Source organism: Puniceicoccus vermicola, assembly GCF_014230055.1.
Taxonomy (GTDB): Bacteria; Verrucomicrobiota; Verrucomicrobiia; order Opitutales; family Puniceicoccaceae; genus Puniceicoccus; species Puniceicoccus vermicola.
Map to the genome: position 1 here is coordinate 1 of NZ_JACHVA010000067.1, position 567 is coordinate 567.

Genomic DNA, 567 nt, shown 5'->3' on the forward strand with positions numbered 1-567 from the left:
TCACGGGGCCGTAAGGTTCTGTCCGATGGCGAACGTGAGCGTTTGCTGGAGGCCTACGAGGGCTGCGGACTGACGCAGAAGGAGTTTTGTCGGCGGACAAGGATACCAGACGACGTCAAGGATACCAGACGACGTCAGGTCTTGATTCTTGACAGGTACGAGGCGTGTGCATTGGCTCACGGTTATGGCGAGGCCCCTGAGAGTAGAGTATGCGGGAGGATGTTATCACGTCTTGAACCGCGGAAACTATCGTCAGAGGATTTTTTCGGGGAAGGGAGCTGCGGAGGCCTTTGAACGTGTATTGGGGGAGGCGGCGGAGCGGTTTGGATGGCGCGTGCATGCCTATGTAATCATGAGCAATCACTTTCATCTTGCCGTGGAGCTTGGCGAACCGAATTTAAGCGAGGGGATGAAATGGTTGCAGGGGACGTGGATTCGCCGGTTCAATCGTTTTCGGAACTGGACGGGGCGCCCGTTTCAGGGGCGTTACAAGGGGATTGTTGTGGAGCCCGGGCATGTATTCGCGCAGGTTTGCCACTACATTCACCTGAATCCGGTTCGTGCGGG

The 567-nt window shown here is 56.6% G+C and carries 1 protein-coding gene; it reads left to right on the forward strand.

What is annotated here, in order from left to right; all coding sequences use genetic code 11:
* Window positions 1-184 precede the first annotated feature (184 nt).
* Window positions 185-567 (forward strand): transposase (locus H5P30_RS07710; RefSeq protein WP_185692382.1); only part of this gene is annotated, 383 nt, incomplete at its 3' end.